This is a genomic window from Hyphococcus lacteus, from assembly GCF_041058985.1.
GTDB lineage: Bacteria > Pseudomonadota > Alphaproteobacteria > Caulobacterales > Parvularculaceae > Hyphococcus > Hyphococcus lacteus.
The window spans coordinates 1880110-1899143 of record NZ_JBEHZE010000001.1 but is presented as its reverse complement, the minus strand read 5'-3'; the positions used below and the strand labels follow the sequence as shown (position 1 = coordinate 1899143).

Sequence of the window (19034 nt, the reverse complement as noted above, 5' to 3'; positions counted from 1 at the left end):
ACCTCAGCGTCCACCGAATCCGCCGCGTGGACGCAATGGCGTTCGCAACACGCGGTAAACACCTAGAAATGCAAATGCCAAGACCGTGTTGATGGCAAATCCACCAACCATCCAATTAAACCACGGTGCGCCCGTTCCCCAGTAAACCGCCGGGAAATAGATCACCCCATAGATTGCATAGCCAGCAAGCGCACCGTAAAGCGGCGCACGCCACCAAAAACCACCGCCCCGCGCAATATCATAAACGCTAGCCGCAACATATTGCGCCGCCATAGCACTCGCGGTGAACGAAACCGTATAACGGACACTCGGGAAATCACTCGATTCAAGGACCGGTGCCAAATAGGAAAGTTCGGCAAATACGGCCACCGCAGCCAATCCCCAAGCGGCAGTGACCGCGCGTGAGGCTTCATCACCACCATACCGCCGCGCAAAGAGAATCACGATCAGCGGCACAAATGCCATGATAAAGCTGCCCTGTGACAACCAATTTGATGGTCGCGAAGCAATTGCATCACCAACAAAACGGTCAAAAACGTAAACGGGAATATCAACGGTCAGCATCGAAGCCAGCAAAACGGGAAGCATAATGGCGGCTAGCGCAGCAAGCTGCACCAAAGCAGCAAAAAGCGCGCCGGAGTGGCGCGCCATGCGTTGCATCGCAGTTTCACGGGATTGATGCTTTTCGACAACCGCTTCCATTATGCCCTACCGTTTTGGCCGGACGCAAAAGCTGGTTGCGCGACCTCGTTAGGAAGCTTTCGCCAGTTTGCGCTTAACTTTCAAGGCCGTTGCTGACAATTGCTCGTCTTTTGCCTTGGTAAGGAAAACGTCGAGCCCGCCCATGTGGTCAACGGTCCGTAGTGCAGAAGCCGCAATGCGGAACTTAAAGCCTTCGTCGAGCTTGTCAGAACGCAGCGTTACTCTGCATAGATTCGGTAAGAAACGACGTTTCGTCCGGTTTTTCGCGTGGGAGACATTGTTACCACTCCGGGGACCAATACCTGTCAATTCACACCGCCGCGCCATGGATCTAGCCTTGTATTTTTGGGGCCTAACGCCTTAATCTGGCGGGAACAGCCCTCTAGTGAAACCTTTAAAACAAGCCGCGTCCTTGTAACCGAGCGAAGAAGGCCCGTCAAGCATTTTGGCCAACTTTTGCCCCAGATAAAGCCCCAAGATCGAGACTTGTCATCAACGCCCATTATATAAATCACAAAAGTACACGCCCCTAGCACCCAAAGATTTGTAACGCAGTGTCTTCCCCCACTCCTTTTGAACAGTTCACGCCCACCGGTGGCGGTCGCATTTGCGCCGTTTTGGGGCCCACAAACACGGGCAAGACCCATTATGCCCTAGAGCGAATGCTGGCCCATAAGTCAGGCATGATCGGCCTGCCACTACGGCTATTAGCGCGCGAAATTTATGATCGAATCCTCAAGATCAAAAATCCGCGCGAAGTCGCCCTAGTCACCGGCGAGGAAAAAATCATTCCGCCAAACCCGCGCTATTGGGTTGCCACCGTCGAGGCTATGCCCTTGGAGCGATCAGTCGAATTCATGGCGATTGATGAAATCCAACTTGCCGCTGACCCAGAGCGTGGCCGAATATTTACATCTCGGCTTTTACACGCGCGCGGACTATCGGAAACGCTATTGCTTGGCTCACATACCATGCGTCCGCTTCTTCAGCGGATGTTTGGCAACATTCAATTTATCTCGCGCGAACGCTTCTCCAATCTGGCTTACACAGGGCCAAAAAAAGCCACGCGTCTCCCTAGACGCTCTGCCATTATCGGTTTCTCATCGGATACAGTTTATTCGCTCGCAGAGCTTATCCGCCGCCAACGTGGCGGCGCAGCAGTTGTCCTTGGCGCACTTTCGCCGCGAACCCGCAATGCTCAGGCGGAGCTATATCAATCAGGCGAAGTAGATTTCCTTATTGCGACCGACGCTATCGGCATGGGCCTAAACATGGACATCGACCATGTAGCGTTTTCGGCAACGCGCAAATTCGACGGTCATAAACCGCGAAACTTATTTCCCACAGAAATTGCTCAGATCGCAGGGCGCGCTGGCCGACACATCCGCGACGGCACCTTTGGTGTCACCGGTGACTGCCCACCGCTTGAAGATGAATTAGTGCACTCAATCGAAGCTCACGAATTTGAACCAGTCGCCAAGTTGATGTGGCGGGCGGAAAAGATAGATTTTGGGTCCCTGCCAGCTCTTATCCGCTCACTCGATCAGCCGCCACCGCGTGACTTTTTTATTCGCTCGCGGCGCGAAGACGACGAAGATGCTTTACATCGATTATGCGCACGCGCTGAAATTCGCGATATGGCCAAAGGTGGTGCTGCGCTCGCAACCCTTTGGGACATTTGTCAGATCCCGGATTTTCGCAAGGTGGGCGGTGACCAACATGCGCGTATGCTGGCGGAAATATACACGATTTTAATGAATGACGGCCGCATCTCTAGTGATTGGCTTGAACCACGCATCATGCGGCTCGACCGAACCGACGGAGATATAGATGCGCTATCAGCCCGATTAGCGCATGTGCGAACATGGACATACCTCTCCCATCGCGGGGGATGGATTGATCGCGCGCCTTATTGGCAAGAGCGTGCGCGCACGATAGAAGACAATCTCTCGGATGCGCTGCATGAAAAACTGACGCAACGATTTGTCGACCGGCGCACTTCGACATTGTTAAAGCGCCTGAAAGATAATGCGCCCCTATTAGCGGGTGTTACCGAAGACGGAGAAGTTATTGTGGAAGGCCAATTCATCGGCCGCCTTTTAGGGTTCGAATTTATTGTAGACCCGCGCGCCAGTGGCGCGGAGGCAAAATCACTGCGTGCTGCAGGTGAAAAAGCACTCACACCAGTATTGGCTGCGCGCGCAGCAGCGATCGCCAATGCCGATAGCAAAGAGCTACGCCTCGACGATGACGGCACGATCTCTTGGCGATCAGGTCCGGTTGCGCGGATTCAAAAAGGCCCCGCGCCACTCCGCCCTGAAATTGTTGTTACTGGCATTGCCGACATCACTCCAAATTTGCGAGGTCGTGTCGAAGACCGACTGAAAGCATTTGTGTCCAACAAAATTGAAGGGCTGCTTGGACCGTTAGTATCGCTCCAGGTCGCCGCGAATAACGAAGGTAATAACGGGCTTAAAGGTCTTACTAAGGGTGTTGCCTACCGGCTCGTTGAAAATTTTGGCGCGACCTCTCGGACCCAAATTGGTGACGATCTCAAGCAAATTGACCAAGAAGAACGCGCAAAACTTCGCAAGCTCGGCATGCGCTTCGGTGAGTTTACGCTTTATATGCCGGCATTGCTAAAACCAGCACCGGCAGCGTTGTTAACGATGCTATGGGCATTGTGGTCAGACCGTCGTCCAGGCGACGTGCCTCCACCCGCAGCGGGCCGCGTTTCGATTGAGTTAAACGAGAGTCTTCCGCATGCATATTATTATGCTGGGGGATACCGTCCATCAGGCACACGCGCTGTTCGTATAGACATGCTCGAGCGCTTAGCAGGATTGATCCGCACAGCGCGAAATGAAAGCACAACCCGTGAAGGTTTTGAAACCACTGCGCAGATGATGTCATTGGTGGGATGTTCAGGTGAAGATTTCGAAGCTATTTTACGATCACTCGGTTTCCGAAAAAATGTGGTAAAACGCAAAATTGTGGCGGACCCCATATCACCGGCCCCTGCGGAACCTCAAACCGATACGAATACACCCACGACACCTGAAGCGGCGGCCGAAACGCCCACAGCTAAAATTGAAACAACCGAAACCCCGAGCCCGGCAGCGGAGCAAGAAGTCGCCGCAGATCCGGCTATGGCGGCATCCGTTGAACGGGAAATGCCTGCTAAAATCGATACAGCCATTACAGATGCGGCCAATATTGAGGAAGAAGTCGAGCTGACCCTTTGGCGTCCCGCAATGAGACGGCCAAAACCAACGCCGAAATCTGCTGGGCGGCGGAAAGCTGACAGCAATGCTAAAGGCGATCAGAACGACACTCGGGGGCGTGGCCCGAACCAAAATAGGAATAAGGGGCGTGGGCCCAAAAGCGGCAATCGCAACACAGGTGGTCGTCCGCAACAGGGCAAAGGTGGCAACAACCGCCCACCGCGCGAGAAAAAGGCTGATCCGAATTCGCCATTTGCAGTCCTTGCCGGGTTAAAAGCTGAACTCTCGGATTCGGACAAGAAAACAAAATCGAAAGAGTCCGAGAAAGCCTAATGAGCGCGAGCTCGACCGAAACCGATACCGCAACTCAGCGTTTGGATCGCTGGTTATGGTTTGCGCGTTTCTTTAAAACGCGCACATTGGCCGCGAAATTCGTAAGCGATGGAAATGTTCGCCTAACTCGTGGTGACGCAGTCCAAAGAGCCGACAAACCCGCTACACCGGTTCGCTCAGGAGATGTGATCGTCTTTACACGTAATGATCACCCACGCATCATTACTGTACTGAATTGCGGAAGCCGCCGAGGACCTGCCAGTGAGGCGCGGCAATTATATGAAGATAATTCTCCGCCAGTCATAAAGACTGGAACTTCTCCTCGCCCCTTTGAGCGCGAAAAGGGCGCGGGACGACCAACAAAGAAAGAACGCCGTGCAATCTCCGCATTGAAGACCGGCGAATAAATTAAAGGATGCCTGATGTTCGATAAACTCTTCAAAAAAATGACCGCGACAGAAATGCCTGAGATCAACGCAGAGGATGGCTTAAGCGTGGCATTCGCCGCACTTTTGGTCGAGGCTGCGCGCATAGATCAAAACTATGGAAGCGATGAAGCGAACATTATCGATCAGGCACTGAAGACAAAATTCAGTCTGAGCGATGCGGAAGCCGCAGCAATACGTGCAAAAGCTGAAGCCGCACAAGATAACGCCACGGACATTCAACGCTTCACGAAAATAACAAAATCCATGCCGCAAGAAGATAAAATCACCTTCGTTGAAGAACTATGGGAAATCGTTCTTTCTGATGGGGTGCGTGATTCGTATGAAGACACGCTGATCCGCAAGATCTGCGGTCTTATTTACGTTGATGATCAAGATAGTGGCTCAGCTCGGGCCCGCGTCGCCGCGCGTCTCGCGCAAAAATGAGCCACCGCGCCATTCCGACCGCTTGCGTCTGACGCTATAGCAGGTAAGAAAGGCAAAATCGTGCGAATTAAGGAGCGCCCGCACTATGACTTATGTGGTCACTGAAGCCTGCATCATGTGCAAATATACCGATTGTGTCGAAGTCTGTCCTGTGGACTGCTTCTATGAGGGCGAGAATATGCTCGTCATCCACCCTGATGAGTGCATCGATTGCGGCGTGTGCGAGCCTGAATGCCCAGCCGAAGCGATCATTCCCGACACGGAGCCGGGCGCTGATAAATGGGTGGAGATGAACACGAAGTATGCGAACGCATGGCCAAATATCACCGAGAAAATAGATGCCCTTCCGGAGGCCGATGCAAAGGCCGAGGAAGAAGGGAAACTAGAAAAATATTTCAGTGAAAAACCCGGCCAGGGATCATAACTAGCGGTTTCGTATCCGTTTCTAATGTCCCCATAGCATCTGTTGAAATTTTGTGCTAATATCCTAGCTGAATTATGGGTAGCATTGCGGCTTTTACCGCTAAGCTGAAACATTCGGAAAGCTTGTCATCGTATTGTAATTGCACGTCTATTCGGCCATTCGTTGTTGCCCGAACGGACATCTGTTGCACTACGGTATGACAAGCTGACGGATCGCCGAGATGTATTTTCGGCAACAGCTGCAATGCGACCCTGAAATCACAGACGCCGGCCCAAGCCGGCCAATCGAGCACAAGGTTAGTCATGGCGACAAAAACAAAGAGCACAGCGAAAAAAGCTGTTAAGAAAAAAACGACGGCAAAGAAAGCCGCCACAAAGAAAACGACAGTGAAAAAATCAGCCGCAAAAACAGCGCCGGCGAAACCAGCTAAGAAGAAGGCTGTTAGCAAAGCCGCACCGAAAGCCACAGTAAAAGCGGCCGTAAAATCAACGGCGACGAAAAAAACTGCCGCAAAAAAAGTTACGGCCAAGAAGACGGCAACAAAAGCAGCAGCCCCCGCCAAAAAAACGGCGACCAAAAAGACCGCCGCCAAACCCGCAACAAAAAAAGCAGCGGCAAAACCCGTCGCCAAGAAGACAGCAGCAAAAAAAGCAACCGTGAAAAAGACCACCGCTAAAAAAACCGCGACGACCAAAACTACAAAAACTAAAGCCAAGAAAGCCGCACCGGCGCGTCCACGTCCGGTCAATGTTGGTCAGGCTCCACGGAAAACTCAGTTGGCCGCATCTATTCCCGTGCCGACAGCAATCCCGCCCAAAGATGCACCGCAGGCGGATGCCGGTGCATCTGAAAATGCTTCTGCATCGCAGACCGCCAAACAAGACTTCAAGGTCAACGATAAGATCGTCTACCCTGCTCACGGGGTTGGACGGATCATGAGCCTCGAAAAACAACAGGTAGCGGGCATCGCTATTGAGCTTTTTGTCATCGATTTTGACCAAGAAAAAATGAAACTACGCGTCCCAACCGGCAAAGCGAAAGCCGCGGGGATGCGTCCGCTTTCCGAAGAAAAAACTGTCAAAGATTCAATCGTACTCCTCAAAGGCCGTGCACGCATTAAACGTACAATGTGGAGCCGCCGTGCACAGGAATATGACGCCAAAATCAACTCTGGTGATATGAAGCTTGTTGCTGAGGTCGTTCGGGATCTCTATCGCGGCGACGACCAGCCAGAACAAAGCTATTCGGAGCGTCAGTTATTTGAAGCAGCCCTAGATCGCATGGCACGCGAAGTCGCTGCGGTACGTAAAGTTGATTTGGGAAAAGCAATTGAAGAAATCGAAGGCGTTCTCAAGAAGAAAACTGCCGCCGCTGCCGCCGCGGCGGCTACCGCTGCATAACAATCCTATCCATCAAGTACTTCGATCTGCAGCGGATGCTGCAGATCGATTGACGGGCCGTTAATTGCCTCTACCCAGCCTCGAACTCTAATTTTTCGACCTTCATATTCTGTGAGGTCGATACCAGCTTTTGCCCATTTTCTTTGCCGTGCGCTGGTGGCTGTCGCCGTAAAGTCGCTTCTAAAATCCTCATCAAAATTCAAAAAGAACCGGCTACCATATTTAGCCGCACGTTGCGGCGTACCTTCAACAAGAGCATAATCGCCAATCGCCGGGTAGGCGTTATCAGCACTAATCAGTTTGTATTCGGGAAATGCCCAAAGCCCCCGTTTTGCCGTCCGAGCCTGTGCTTCTAGCGCCAAGAGCACGCGGATAAATTCATGGTCATCACTTTGCGGCAAAACGCGGCAAGAACCGCGTGAGACAAGTTTTTCTTGGAAAGTTGTTGCGCCCGTGGTCACTTTTACCTGCTGAACACCCCATCGATTGCGCGGCAACATTTCCGAAATCTCAATCCGTTCACGCAGCAATCGAGAAAGGTCCTTTCGAGCATTTTCAAAATATGCAGGTTGTTGATTTCTTAAATGATATAACGGCGGCGCGGCAACATCAGCGAGGAGAAACTCATCGCCCCCAATAGTAAAACGGCTACCAGACAGGGCTGCTTTTTCATTCGCATGGGTTCTGGTCACTGAAAGAGCAACAGCACCAGCTATAAACCTACGCCGTTTCATCCCGAAATCACACGAACCTTAGATTGCGCTTTGTTTCCAACCTTATCGACGACAGTAACATCATAAAACCCTGGTACGCTTGGGTGCCATACATGCCGCCCATTCGACCCATCGATCTCAACGAGATCACCGTTCACGTACCAGCGATAATCACCACCGCCACCGCGGGCAGCCAATGCAAAGCCTCTATCAGCACTTCCTAAAAAGACCTCTACACCACTGCGCGGAAAAATAATTTGTGGCGGAGAGATGCTAGCAGGCCGGTCAAACTGAGACATGACTAATGGCCTGTTTTCAGTTTCTTCAATTCCTTTTCGAACGCCCTCCGCCTCGATCATGTCAAATACATCGAACAGCAACGGTGCGGCAGTATTCCGCCCGGTTGCACCGGGACGTGGAGCACCATCGGCTCGCCCGACCCACACAACCACTGTATAACCACCGCCATGCCCCGCAGCCCACGCGTCACGATAGCCATATGACGTACCCGTCTTAAAAGCGACCCGCAGCGCTTTCCGCGACAAAGCCGCAGGTGCACGCCCCTCTAATGCAGGAGCGTCGGCGAGAATAGTACTGATTTTTTCGGCCGTCTGCTCAGAAAACAGGCGATACGGCTTATGTCCCTTGGTATCGCCAGTACCCTTGATCCAACGTAACGGCAAGACGGTCCCGTCTGTCCCCAACCCAGCATAAAGCATCGCCAGGTCTTGCGCCGTCAGCCCCGCTCCACCGAGGGCCAATGCCAATCCCGTTGATTTATCCGCGCTTTCCGGTGTTCTCAGTGAAATACCCGATGCTCGTAATAATGCCGCAAACCGCCCCGCCCCAATTCGGTCTAATGTGCGAACCGCAGGGACATTCAACGAGTGTTGTAACGCTTCGCGGACATGCACCTCGCCTCGAAAACTATGGTCAAAATTTTCCGGTGAATAGTCACCAAACGCGCGCGGCATATCTTCGATCACGGTGTCAGCCGACGCTAACCCGTTTTCAAATGCCAACCCATAGATAAATGGCTTTAGCGCAGAGCCGGGCGACCGAGTGGCGGCTGTCAGGTCAATCCATCCGCCTTTCGCATCCAAGCCCGACGAGCCAACCAACGCACGAACAGTTCTGTTTTTATTGTCCACAAGGATCAACGAAGCCGTCGCATCATCATCAAATTGCTCGACATAGGTCGCTAGCATTTTTTCGGCGCGCTTTTGTAAGCGGGCATTGAGCGTTGATTGAACAACGCCCGGTTTTTGAGCCGATGAAAGTCGATATGCTGCATGATAAGCGTATCGCGGTAGCGCATGACGCTTGGTGGGTAAGGTAGCGTCCTTTCCCTCGTCGCTAAGCGCTTGACTAAGGCCGCCCGCGACAACGAGCTTATCAAGAATTACCGCTCTTGCATTCTTCGCCGCTTCCGCCCGTCGGTCCGGCCGACGCGCCTCCGGGGCTTGCGGCAACGCAATTAAAAGCGCCTGCTCTGCATTGGTCAGTCGTGTCGGATCTTTGTCAAAATAGAATCGGCTTGCGGCCCTCACACCCTCTATGTTTCCGCCATACGGCGCATGCGTAAGGTATAATTCAAGAATTTCGTCCTTTGATAAACGCCGTTCAATTTGCAGTGCCCGGATCATTTCAATTGCTTTTGACCCAATGTTTCGTGAACGCGGTTCGAGCAAACGCGCGGTTTGCATCGTGATAGTAGACGCGCCGGAAACAACCCGCCCAGCTTTGGCTGATGATGTGGCCGCCCGTAGAACGGCTTGGAAGTCGACGCCGATATGAGTGTAAAACCTCTTATCTTCAATCAACAAAAGTCGTTCAATGAATACCGGATCAATCTGACTCAAGTCAGCTTTAAAACGCCATCGTCCATCATCCGCAGCAAACGCATGCAACCATTCACCATTTTCGTCGAGAACGAGTGGCGACAAGTTCTCTGCGCGTTTCAATGGTGGTGGAAACAAAATATCCAATGCAGCGATAACGCAAAAAAGCGCCAGTACCGAATAAACAATTCGGAACCAGCGCGTTCTCACAATCTCTGGCTTTAGTTTCATTCCGCTCCAGCTATAGCCACCTGTGCCACCGGTGTGCGGGCATACACGCCAGGCCGGTACATATCTTCAATCACGACACCGGGCATAACAAATTTACCCGGCGTAATGGCGCGAACAACGTAAGCAACAGTGAACTTTTGTTTCCCGCGAACATCGACGGCGGCGACAAAACGGTCATCACGCGCTTCGGCGATACGAGGATAAGTCAGCTCTCCAATCCACTTATATGGGCCATTGTTCTCGCGACCGCCTGCATCACTTGGGTTCAATATCGTTTCTATTTCAAACCCGGCCGGCAATAGATCCGCAATCACCGCGGGATGCAGGCGTTGGTCATTAGCTGTGCCACTTAGGACAACCACAAGACGATCATTTTGTTGGACCGAATTCAAATCGGCCGGGCGGCCATCGCGCGTTGCAACACGCTTTGTGATCGTAAAGCCTTGATAGGCCGCCGCCGGTGCTGTGATTGGCGAACCTGAAACCGTTAGGGAACGGAATATCTGTCCGTCGCCATCGTTTCTATAGGTCACACCCTCGTCCAGTGACGCAACAGTCGGTGTAAATGACGGTGCTGGCGGTAAATCAGTCAAGCTCTCACCGTCTAAAGACAACAGAACCGGCCCCCCTTCCCGCAACAAGGCTTGTGCCGCTAACAACGTGAACGCTTTTTCTTGCGTATGCATTGCATTCGGTTCTTTCATCAAACCAACAAACTGTTCAGCAATGGCTTCGGTTTTGTCTGTCTGACCTGCCTCAACCGCGAGCGCGAGCAAGCCCGCAACATCACGCAGATTAGTCTGATAATAATCGCCGCGATTCTGCCAACCGACTGCCTCAACCGCTTTGGTAAAGGCGCTATTCGCTCTAGCACGGTCACCCATCATTGCGAGTGCGGCTCCGATATGGGCACGGGCCAATGGGCTTGGCGTCTCGGCTAATAGTGTATCGTGAAAATAACGAAGGTCGGACAAATCGGCCCTTCCCGCACGCGCTAAAACATAAAGTGAATAGGCGGCAGACCGGCGCCGTAGAAAATCACGCGTGTCGTTATTATTAGAAAACTTCGCGATTTCTGTTTGGTAACTAGCTAAATACCAACGATCGACCCGAGCGATACTCGCCAATGAATCATAGGCTCTGTCCAACGCTTCCGCGGGGACGGCATACCCTTCGTTTTTTGCGCGATAGAGGAAATCAGTGACATAAGCCCCGAGCCAAGGTGAAGCCCAACGATCATTCACACGCCATAACCCAAATGCGCCATCCGGGCTTTGCCGATTTAATAGCTTATTGATTGCGTCTTGAACGCGCGGCCTAACGGCCCGTTCCGGCCCGCGCCCGACTTCACCGCCAAGGACATCAACAAACAATAGCGGCATGGCGGAACTGGTTAGTTGTTCCGTACAACCATATGGGTATCGATATAAGGCATCGAGCAATGGTCCCGGCTCCACTCCACGTAGACGAGAGAATGAAACTGCAACCTCAGCCGATCCGGGTACGAACTGATCAATAATGGATTTGTCGATCTCAAAACGCTCTCCCGGCTCAAGCGCCGCAGTACGTACATCGGTCACTGGGAAATAGGGTGTTCTCGACTGAATAGCATAGGACCGCGAAACTTTGAAACCGCCCGGACCCTCGACATCCAGATTCACGGCACCGATCCCGACCTCACCTGTGGTAAACGAGAATACCTTCGTCTGTTTTTCGCCTTTTGCTAAGGTGAATTTTTCATTTGTCGAAAGTTCAACTGGTCCTTCGCCCGTGAGCGATACGTTATAGTCACCAGCATCTCCATCAACATTATCGATCAATAGCGTTGCCGAGGCATTGTCCCCCGGCGCTAGAAATCGCGGTAACGCCAACTCTGCCGGTACCGCATCTCGCACCGTCAATGGCTCCGATGCCGATCCCAACTTGTTCTTCGACCAAGCAACGGCCATTAGTCGCAGCTCTCCGTTAAAGTCCGGTACTTCAATCGGCACCGTTACTTTTCCGCCTTGGTCAACGGTCACAACGCCAGAGAACAGCGCAACGGATTTCGTTGGTACAACAGTCAGCCCCTCACCACCTAATTGGTCACCCCCAAAGCGTGCCGCAGCACCTAAATTGGCATCCAGAATTCGTCCGTAATCGTCGCGAATATCAACCCCAAGGCGTTTTTTCCCATAGAAATAATCAACCGGGTCAGGTGACGAGAATTTCGTGAGACGTAATATGCCCTCATCCACAGCAGAAAGCGTGAGCATCACATTCGATCCCGGTGCGGCCCCATCAATCGACACAGGCAGGTCGAGCTGTTGGCGTGGGCGAAATACCTCGGGCTCATCGAGAGTTACGGCTAGCTTCCGCGCAGACATATCAAACGGAACATAACTTACGGCCATCGCACGGCGTGGCACCGGCAATGTGCCCGGATCACGCGGCGTAACCACCGTTGCCATCACATAGAAACCAGCACCCCAACTCGGGTCGGTATCAATGATGATCTCGCGGCCACTTTCTTCGACCTTCATACGCTGAACAAGGTGGACCTTGTCTGTAGCAATGGCGATGATCGCTTCGCCTGCATAAGGCGGGTTGAGGTAAAGCCGCGCACGTGCGCCTGGTACCACTTTATCAGTTTGCAAGGTCATTGATGCTTGATCCGGTGTTTCCGCACCTGACGCATATGACCGCCACCCAACATAAAATCGAATGTCGCTTTTGGTTTTCGCACCCGCCTGAGAAACGGTTAGACGATACGTACCAGGATCGATCCGTTGATTAATCAGTTTTGCGATTTGTTCTGGTGTCGATTTTCCGCGCCCTTCCGCAATAAGGACATCACGGAATGAACGACGCCAGCGCCATTTACCATTTTCACGATACCAGTCGAACCAATAATCTTCTTCGACAAGGCGCCATTCTAAATCGCCTTCAACCGGTTGCCCGTTCCAATCTAAAAGAACCGCATTGACCGCAACTTCCTCACCTTGCCCAAAGCTTTGCTCATCATTGGCAAGCTTCAGCCCAATGTAATTGTCATCCGGTCGCACAGGAATTCGCGCACTTTCGCGCACAACGCGGCCACCCGGTTCGACGACCCCGACCACAAGATCAGCCCGAAGCGGCGCGCCGTAATTTTTCGGTGCCGTATCAACATTAATCGCCACCGTTGCCTTACCGTCAGCGTCGGTTGTTGTGTTTGGTAACGTCAAAAAACGCTCGTCAAAACGTCCATTAACCGGCCCGAACCGATATTTCGAGAAATCGGGAAACGGATTTGGATCGAGACGCAAACGCGCTTCTGCCTCAACCGCGAGGGCACTCGCGGGCGCGCCATATAGGTAACGGCTTGAGACATTTAATTCACGAACATCACCGGGGCGGATTGGCGATTTCTCATCGCCTTCAATTTTGACTTCAAGTCGTTGGGGTACAAAATCCTCAACGGAAAAACTCTCTGAACCAACCGAATTTTTCAGACCGTCGGCAGTGACACTGATGCGCCAAACACCTCTTGGCGCAGAAGATGGAACATCAAAATCAAAACTAAACCCGCCGACTGCAAGTGCTTCAATCCGTTGTTTCTCAGCCTCGGTCCCGTTTGGCCGATTTATCGTCACGGTTAACGGACGATCGTCGATCGCTCGGCCAGCGTCATTTCGCAATAAGCCTGTAATATGAACAGTTTCACCGGGACGGTATATACCGCGGTCGAGATAAACAAAGGCATCGATTTTCGGCGGCGCTGAGCGCCCTCCAACATCACGATCAGAAAGATCAAGGGGTGCCCGTTGAAGGTCAAGTGCCGCAAAATCATCTTGCGGTCCATAGGCCATAAGCATTCGCGGTGTTAGCGGATGATCTCCATTGACGGCGGCACCACCAAATCGAGCACGGCCATCGGAATTGGTGACAGCTTTGGCCAAAATTTCATTGTTGGATGCAATCAATGAAAGCTCGACCCCGTCCATCGCACGTGCAGATGAAATCGAACGTACAAAAACATCCATGCCGTCCGCGCTAGAATAAGTCGTAAGCGCCATATCGGTGAAGACGATCCATCGCCAAGCGTCGGCGGTTCTATGTTCATCGGCACCAGGAGAAACATCTTTGATATTCAGAAAATACGCCCCGGGACGCAAATCCCCCAACGCAGCACCAAGCGCAAAAACCGTTGTTGTAGATTCGTTGGTATCACCGGGCGTTTCTATTTCACCCTTCCAAACCTCGACGCCTACATCTTTACCGTCTTCGCGATCCCATACGTAAGAGTAACGGTCTGCGCCAGTTGCCTCGCCAGCAACAATGTTTTTGCGCGCTAACGACCGGTCCGAGACGCGGTAAACCGCAATTTCGACTTTCTCTACATTGACCGTTTCAATACCAACGCCATCGGCTTCGAGGCGCGGAAGAATGACCCCGTCGCCAGCAAAACCGACATATGCCGGCTTGTCTCCAAAGGCCACGACCACCTCATCGGCACGTTCTAATCTGTCACCTTTGTTGTTTGGCAAGCCCTTACGCAGCGTTACGCGGTAATCTTTATCAAATTCCAAGCCAGTGATGCAGAGTGACTGTCCATCTACCGTGATTGCCGTTCCTGCATCCGGCTTTACACGGACGAAATCAGCATAGTTGACATCGCCGGTGTCGTTTAGCTGTTGGGTGAATTGTAAGCAGGCTTGGGGTGTTTCGGTCGCTGTATCGAGGCGCAATCGCCGATATGCGAAACCCTCTACCAATTCTGTTTCTGGCCGTTCGGCATCATCCGACCGGCGCTCTTGAAATGGCCGGCGTTGTGCCTGGCTCCTAGGATCAGTCGTTACGACTTGTTGGCTATTTGGGTCCTCCCCCGGCCTATTCGGCGAAACGAAGCGACCTAACAATAAACCCACAGCAAATGCCGCTAAAATACCTGCCGCTATTAAAGCTCCGTTTTTTCGCGCCATATCGAATTCTCTCCACCCTATTATCGTGATGCAAAAAAAGCATACCGGGCAATTATGGCGTTTAACCAGCCGAAGGAAAACAATTCTGCGACGTTTTCGAGAAAAATGATGACGAACAAGCATTCAGAGTGTTGGTGCGCCGCGAAAACCGTTAAAGTCCCTGCGCGGTGTCCCCGTAGCTCAGTAGGATAGAGCACCAGATTCCTAATCTGGGGGCCACAGGTTCGAATCCTGTCGGGGACACCAGCACCTTTAGTTTTTCTGGATTGTTTTTTCCGTCACAATGATTCGCAATTATGTCGGATTACAAACCGGCAATTAGCATGTTGTCGATCAATGCGCTTACTATTCCGGCTTTTGGAACAAGACAAAATAGTTTTCATCAAGTCCACGGACTTTGACGTCTTTGACAAACTCAAAACCAATATATTCAATTTCCGACACCACACCGGCTTTTCCAAACCGAACATGCGCCTTATCGGCCGCACGCGATTCACCTTCCTCCAAGTCATAATCCACAATGACGAGCGCCCCGCCGGGCCGAAGCGAATTATAGACCGATTTCATTACGGCTTGGCGATCACGAAAATAATGATAGGTATCAGCAATAAACACGACATCCGCAACGCCCATCGGTAACGAGATATTATTTTCCCGCCCAAGCACCGCAGTTATATTATCAACCCCGGCATCATCAGCCCTCTGATTAACGAGATCAAGGAAGAGCGGCTCAATATCCTCGGCATAAACCCGGCCCGACGGCCCCACTTCTTCGGCAAACATCAAAGAATAGAGACCGGTTCCGCTTCCAATATCCGCAACGACATCCCCCGTCTTTAGGTTAAGGGCAGCGACAACCGCTTCGCGCGCACTAAACAATTCACGGCTTCCAACTTCAAGCTGCTCTAACCAAACATCCACATTTCCGTCTGCGTTGGACTCATCGAGAATAGCAGAGTCCTGATCTTCAGGGTTGATAGCTGATTGATTACACCCACTGACAAACATCAACGCGCTTCCAATCGCAATGATAACTTTTGCCAAGACCAAACTGTTCCCCATAACTTCTCTCAATTGGACTTTGATAAAGAAAAAATTCAAACGGCACGCAACTCAATGCGTACCGTCCGATACGCCATTCGCATACTATGAGCAACTCAACATTCAGACACAAAAAAACCGCGCAAGGACAAGCCTATACGCGGTTTTGATTCTGTATGTGATATAAAGGGCAAATCATTTCAGCAGGCCCGGCGACGACTTACTCTCCCACGCCTTGAGACGTAGTACCATCAGCGCTGGGGACTTTAACGACCGAGTTCGAGATGGGATCGGGTGGAGGCTCCCCGCTATAACCACCGGGCCGGCAAAAATGATTTAAATGCGAGAGTGCAGATTGGGATTATTATACCCAATCAATTCAAAACGACTATTTGCGAGAACAATCCTTATACGGATCGTTCGCCACGCATGAGTTAAAGCTTCATGCCTATCATTCGAAAATAATAGCATGAGGACAATCAAGACAATCGAACAATTAGTACCGGTAAGCTCCACACATTACTGTGCTTCCACACCCGGCCTATCAACGTGGTGGTCTTCCACGGTTCTCAAGGGAATATTTGTTTTGAGGCCAGCTTCCCGCTTAGATGCCTTCAGCGGTTATCTGTTCAATACATAGCTACCCAGCTGCGCCATTGGCATGACGACTGGTCCACCAGAGGTATGTCCATCCCGGTCCTCTCGTACTAAGGACAGCTCCTCTCAATATTCCTACACCCACGGCAGATAGGGACCGAACTGTCTCACGACGTTCTAAACCCAGCTCACGTACCGCTTTAATTGGCGAACAGCCAAACCCTTGGGACCTGCTCCAGCCCCAGGATGCGATGAGCCGACATCGAGGTGCCAAACAATGCCGTCGATATGGACTCTTGGGCATCATCAGCCTGTTATCCCCGGCGTACCTTTTATCCGTTGAGCGATGGCCCTCACACGAGGAACCACCGGATCACTATGGCCGACTTTCGTCTCTGCTCGACTTGTCAGTCTCGCAGTCTAGCGGGCTTATGCCATTGCACTCGACGACCGATTTCCGACCGGTCTGAGCCCACCTATCGCGCGCCTCCGTTACCATTTAGGAGGCGACCGCCCCAGTCAAACTACCCACCATGCAGGGTCCCGGATCCAGGTTCATGGACCGCGGTTAGATATCAGCGACAACAAGGGCGGTATTTCACATTGTGGCTCCATGACTGCTGGCGCAATCACTTCAAAGCCTCCCGCCTATTCTACACATGTTGACGCTAATACCACTGCAAAGTTGTAGTAAAGGTGCACGGGGTCTTTCCGTCTAACCGCGGGAACTCCGCATCTTCACGGAGAATTCAGTTTCGCTGAGTCTGCATTGGAGACAGTGTGGAATTCGTTACGCCATTCGTGCAGGTCGGAACTTACCCGACAAGGAATTTCGCTACCTTAGGACCGTTATAGTTACGGCCGCCGTTTACCGGGGCTTCAATTCGGAGCTCTCACCCCTCCTCTTAACCTTCCGGCACCGGGCAGGCGTCAGACCCTATACGTCGTCTTACGACTTCGCAGAGCCCTGTGTTTTTAGTAAACAGTCGATACCACCTGGTTTGTGCCCCCACCCCAGAGTTGCCTCCAAGATGGGCTCCCTTCTCGCGAACTTACGGGAGTAATTTGCAGAGTTCCTTCAATGCAGTTCTCTCAAGCGCCTTGGTATGCTCTACCAGTCCACCTGTGTCGGTTTAGGGTACGGTCTATTGAAGAGGCTATTTCCAGGGACTGATTCGCGGCCCAACCAATCCAATAAGGTTGAACAACTTACTCAATCCGTCACACATCTTCTGGCACAGGAATATTCACCTGTTTCCCATCGACTACGCCTTTCGGCCTTGCCTTAGGGGCCGGCTAACCCTGCGCTGATTAGCATTGCGCAGGAACCCTTGGACTTTCGGCGAGAGTGTCTCTCACACTCTTTATCGCTACTCGTGTCAGCATTCTCACTTCTCATACGTCCACCGCCTCTCACGAGTACGGCTTCATCCGCATAGAGAACGCTCCGCTACCGCTTGCTTACGCAAGCCCGAAGCTTCGGTGCATAGTTTAAGCCCCGTTACATTTTCGGCGCGGGAACCCTTATTTAGACCAGTGAGCTGTTACGCTTTCTTTAAATGATGGCTGCTTCTAAGCCAACATCCTGGTTGTTTTGGGATTCCTACATCCTTTCCCACTTAACTATGACTTTGGGACCTTAGCTGTCGGTCAGGGCTGTTTCCCTTTCCACCACGGACCTTAGCACCCGTGGTGTGTCTGCCGAGTAGTACTCTTCGGTATTCGGAGTTTGGTTAGGATCAGTAAGGCGGTAAGCCCCCATAGCCCATCCAGTGCTCTACCCCCGAAGGTATTCACTCGACGCTCTACCTAAATAGATTTCGCGGAGAACCAGCTATCTCCCGGTTTGATTGGCCTTTCACCCCTAGACACAAGTCATCCCAACTTTTTTCAACAAGTACGGGTTCGGACCTCCAGTAAGTGTTACCTTACCTTCATCCTGCTCATATCTAGATCACCGGGTTTCGGGTCTAATCCCTCTAACTAAATCGCCCTATTCAGACTCGCTTTCGCTGCGCATACACCTATCGGCTTAAGCTTGCTAGAGAGACTAAGTCGCTGACCCATTATACAAAAGGTACGCCGTCAGGCCATAAAGGCCCTCCGACTGCTTGTAAGCGTTCAGTTTCAGGTCTGTTTCACTCCCCTTGTCGGGGTGCTTTTCACCTTTCCCTCACGGTACTAGTTCACTATCGGTCAGATACGAGTACTTAGGCTTGGAGGGTGTTCCCCCCATCTTCAGACAGAATTTCACGTGTTCCGCCCTACTTAATATGTCAGTGCTTCCTGCCGGTACGGGGCTGTCACCCGCTATGGCCATCCTTTCCAGAATGTTCCCGTTCGTACACACTGATCGCCTGGTCCCATTTCGCTCGCCACTACTTTGGGAGTCTCGATTGATTTCCTTTCCTCCGGGTACTGAGATGTTTCAGTTCCCCGGGTTCGCTTTTTAAAGCCTATATATTCAGCCTTAAAATACCTCGTAATAAAGCCTGAAATCCAAATTCGCATTTGACTGCGAACTTGTTAATTCAGGCTTAGAGGTGGGTTTCCCCATTCGGACACCCCCGGATCAAAGCTTCCTTGCAGCTCCCCGAGGCATTTCGTTGCATGGCACGTCCTTCATCGCCTGTATCTGCCAAGGCATCCCCTGAACGCCCTTTAGACACTTGATTGTCAGCAAAACTCATGCGCGTCGAACGATCCGCCATAA

General features: G+C 51.9%; 11 protein-coding genes, 1 tRNA gene and 2 rRNA genes. 6 read left to right on the top strand and 8 right to left on the bottom strand.

Annotated elements, in window-relative coordinates:
- Positions 1–3: 3 nt before the first annotated feature.
- Both ABFZ84_RS09085 and rpmB read right to left on the bottom strand, forming a co-directional pair.
- Entirely contained in the window at positions 4–702 is a 699-nt protein-coding gene (locus tag ABFZ84_RS09085) for a hypothetical protein (protein WP_369313681.1), read from the bottom strand.
- Positions 703–750: 48 nt separating this feature from the next.
- A complete protein-coding gene (gene rpmB / locus ABFZ84_RS09080; RefSeq protein ID WP_369313680.1) occupies positions 751–1029 on the bottom strand; it encodes a 50S ribosomal protein L28 in 279 nt (92 codons plus the stop codon).
- Positions 1030–1256: 227 nt separating this feature from the next.
- On the opposite strand from rpmB, the gene ABFZ84_RS09075 reads away from it, so the two are divergent.
- The 5 genes from ABFZ84_RS09075 (at position 1257) to ABFZ84_RS09055 (ending at position 6955) form a co-directional block, all read left to right on the top strand.
- Positions 1257–4259, top strand: coding sequence for a helicase-related protein (locus ABFZ84_RS09075; RefSeq protein WP_369313679.1), 3003 nt, complete (start codon positions 1257–1259; stop codon positions 4257–4259).
- A complete protein-coding gene (locus ABFZ84_RS09070) occupies positions 4259–4666 on the top strand; it encodes an RNA-binding S4 domain-containing protein (RefSeq protein ID WP_369313678.1) in 408 nt (135 codons plus the stop codon). The genes ABFZ84_RS09075 and ABFZ84_RS09070 overlap by 1 nt, the downstream gene beginning before the upstream one ends.
- A gap of 15 nt (positions 4667–4681) precedes the next feature.
- Positions 4682–5131, top strand: coding sequence for a tellurite resistance TerB family protein (locus ABFZ84_RS09065; RefSeq protein ID WP_369313677.1), 450 nt, complete (start codon positions 4682–4684; stop codon positions 5129–5131).
- An 85-nt stretch (positions 5132–5216) separates the two neighbouring features.
- Positions 5217–5555, top strand: coding sequence for a ferredoxin FdxA (gene fdxA / locus ABFZ84_RS09060; protein ID WP_369313676.1), 339 nt, complete (start codon positions 5217–5219; stop codon positions 5553–5555).
- 302 nt (positions 5556–5857) lie between these two features.
- The gene (locus ABFZ84_RS09055; protein ID WP_369313675.1) at positions 5858–6955 is read left to right on the top strand and encodes a CarD family transcriptional regulator; all 1098 of its coding nucleotides are present in this window, start codon (positions 5858–5860) and stop codon (positions 6953–6955) included.
- A 5-nt stretch (positions 6956–6960) separates the two neighbouring features.
- Here the strand turns inward: ABFZ84_RS09055 and ABFZ84_RS09050 are convergent, their stop codons facing one another.
- Genes ABFZ84_RS09050 through ABFZ84_RS09040 form a run of 3 tightly spaced genes read right to left on the bottom strand, consistent with a single transcriptional unit; the run spans position 6961 to position 14683 of the window.
- Entirely contained in the window at positions 6961–7689 is a 729-nt protein-coding gene (locus tag ABFZ84_RS09050; RefSeq protein WP_369313674.1) for a thermonuclease family protein, read from the bottom strand.
- The gene (gene pbpC / locus ABFZ84_RS09045; protein ID WP_369313672.1) at positions 7686–9740 is read right to left on the bottom strand and encodes a penicillin-binding protein 1C; all 2055 of its coding nucleotides are present in this window, start codon (positions 9738–9740) and stop codon (positions 7686–7688) included. The genes ABFZ84_RS09050 and pbpC overlap by 4 nt, the downstream gene beginning before the upstream one ends.
- The gene (locus ABFZ84_RS09040; RefSeq protein ID WP_369313671.1) at positions 9737–14683 is read right to left on the bottom strand and encodes an alpha-2-macroglobulin family protein; all 4947 of its coding nucleotides are present in this window, start codon (positions 14681–14683) and stop codon (positions 9737–9739) included. The genes pbpC and ABFZ84_RS09040 overlap by 4 nt, the downstream gene beginning before the upstream one ends.
- Positions 14684–14852: 169 nt before the next feature.
- On the opposite strand from ABFZ84_RS09040, the gene ABFZ84_RS09035 reads away from it, so the two are divergent.
- Positions 14853–14929: transfer RNA gene (locus ABFZ84_RS09035), tRNA-Arg, on the top strand.
- Positions 14930–15028: 99 nt separating this feature from the next.
- Here ABFZ84_RS09035 and ABFZ84_RS09030 read toward each other — a convergent pair.
- The 3 genes from ABFZ84_RS09030 to ABFZ84_RS09020 form a co-directional block, all read right to left on the bottom strand.
- Complete coding sequence (locus ABFZ84_RS09030; RefSeq protein ID WP_369313670.1) at positions 15029–15745, bottom strand: class I SAM-dependent methyltransferase; 717 nt, start codon at positions 15743–15745, stop codon at positions 15029–15031.
- Between the two features lie 186 nt (positions 15746–15931).
- Positions 15932–16046 (bottom strand): 5S ribosomal RNA (gene rrf / locus ABFZ84_RS09025).
- Between the two features lie 153 nt (positions 16047–16199).
- Positions 16200–18996 (bottom strand): 23S ribosomal RNA (locus ABFZ84_RS09020).
- Between the last annotated feature and the right edge of the window lie 38 nt (positions 18997–19034).

Coding starts and splice junctions, on each gene's coding strand:
- ABFZ84_RS09085 (WP_369313681.1), bottom strand. CDS start 702: ATGGAAGCGGTTGTCGAAAAGCATCAATCCCGTGAAACTGCGATGCAA.
- rpmB (WP_369313680.1), bottom strand. CDS start 1,029: ATGGCGCGGCGGTGTGAATTGACAGGTATTGGTCCCCGGAGTGGTAAC.
- ABFZ84_RS09070 (WP_369313678.1), top strand. CDS start 4,259: ATGAGCGCGAGCTCGACCGAAACCGATACCGCAACTCAGCGTTTGGAT.
- ABFZ84_RS09065 (WP_369313677.1), top strand. CDS start 4,682: ATGTTCGATAAACTCTTCAAAAAAATGACCGCGACAGAAATGCCTGAG.
- fdxA (WP_369313676.1), top strand. CDS start 5,217: ATGACTTATGTGGTCACTGAAGCCTGCATCATGTGCAAATATACCGAT.
- ABFZ84_RS09055 (WP_369313675.1), top strand. CDS start 5,858: ATGGCGACAAAAACAAAGAGCACAGCGAAAAAAGCTGTTAAGAAAAAA.
- ABFZ84_RS09050 (WP_369313674.1), bottom strand. CDS start 7,689: ATGAAACGGCGTAGGTTTATAGCTGGTGCTGTTGCTCTTTCAGTGACC.
- pbpC (WP_369313672.1), bottom strand. CDS start 9,740: ATGAAACTAAAGCCAGAGATTGTGAGAACGCGCTGGTTCCGAATTGTT.
- ABFZ84_RS09040 (WP_369313671.1), bottom strand. CDS start 14,683: ATGGCGCGAAAAAACGGAGCTTTAATAGCGGCAGGTATTTTAGCGGCA.
- ABFZ84_RS09030 (WP_369313670.1), bottom strand. CDS start 15,745: ATGGGGAACAGTTTGGTCTTGGCAAAAGTTATCATTGCGATTGGAAGC.